At 36.9% G+C, this 1199-nt stretch carries 1 pseudogene; it reads left to right on the top strand.

Annotation, left to right across the window (positions count from 1 at the left end):
• Nucleotides 1-600: 600 nt before the first annotated feature.
• Nucleotides 601-1199, top strand: a pseudogene (locus tag KIV40_RS26990) (hypothetical protein); the annotation flags it as partial.

The following is a 1199-nucleotide window of genomic DNA, read 5'->3' on the forward strand; positions in this document are numbered from 1 at the left end:
GGGGGCCACTTCTATGGTGATGGCACATAGAGATAAGTGAGAGTTATGGATCAGACTTTCCTTGATTGAGTGAGAGGCACGGAAATGTTGGTATTTAAGCGCACGATAGTCAGAGCTGTCTGAGATTTTAGCCACAAATTCAGCGCTTAGTAGGGTATACCAAGTTGAATAGACCCTCCTTAATTTCCAAACGCTCTCTCATGACAGATAAACTGCTACAGTAGTCACTAAACTATAGTTACGACGAAATAGGTATCTATCAGAAACAGCTTTTGGTGCTCGAAAAGGAGCGAGCAACTCGAAGTATTCGTTATTCAAATAGAAGTTAATAAAGCGATTAATACCTACCCAAAGCATAGAAATTTAATATACCTTGGTGTGAGATATATTTCTAATTAATACCATAAAGTTAAAAATTGTGATTGTCATATTCAACTGTACCATAAGCTTGTTGTTGTCTATCGATTATTAATTGATTGTTCATCAACTTAGCAAAAGTTAAGTTAATCAGTTGGTTTAACGGTAATAACATTAATTTGATAAAGACCATAAGGCTCTATGATGAGTATCAGGACAGTACTAGGTGCTTTGGCCATGTTTATGACGAACCAAGCCTCAGCGATTGAATTCAGCTATGACCCCTTAGGGCGAATAACTGAAAGTAAAATAAAGGAAGAACAAGGTGATGATCAGTCGGTAGTTTATATATATGATATCCTATCAAATATTATATCTACATCTGAAAGTAATGATAATAATTTGGATGGATATAAACTTTCTTTGGATTTTTCAGAAGTCCAGAATTTTAAAAGTGTCATTATAAACTTTAACCTTTCAAAGAAAATATCTGACTTAAATTTTGATTTATATATAAGCCCAGAATCACCGCCGTTATTTTATGAATCAGTTGAAGGTGTGAATTCTGTGAATTTAGATTTATCTCAGTTTACATCTCCTGTTTTTATTCAAGCGGTGGCTCGTGATAAGTACGGCAATAAAGTAATCTCAGAAGTTGAACAGTTATATCCTCTAGACAGTGATAAAGACCAAGCACCTGACCATATTGAACAGGCAACATGCAGCGATCCCTACAATGCAGACAGTGATGGCGACGGTCTATCGGACGGTCTGGAGATGGGGATCGAAACAGGTCAACAACTCAGTAGCCCATGTAGCCCTGATAGTGATGGCGATGGCAT

This window comes from Vibrio sp. D173a (assembly GCF_030248475.1).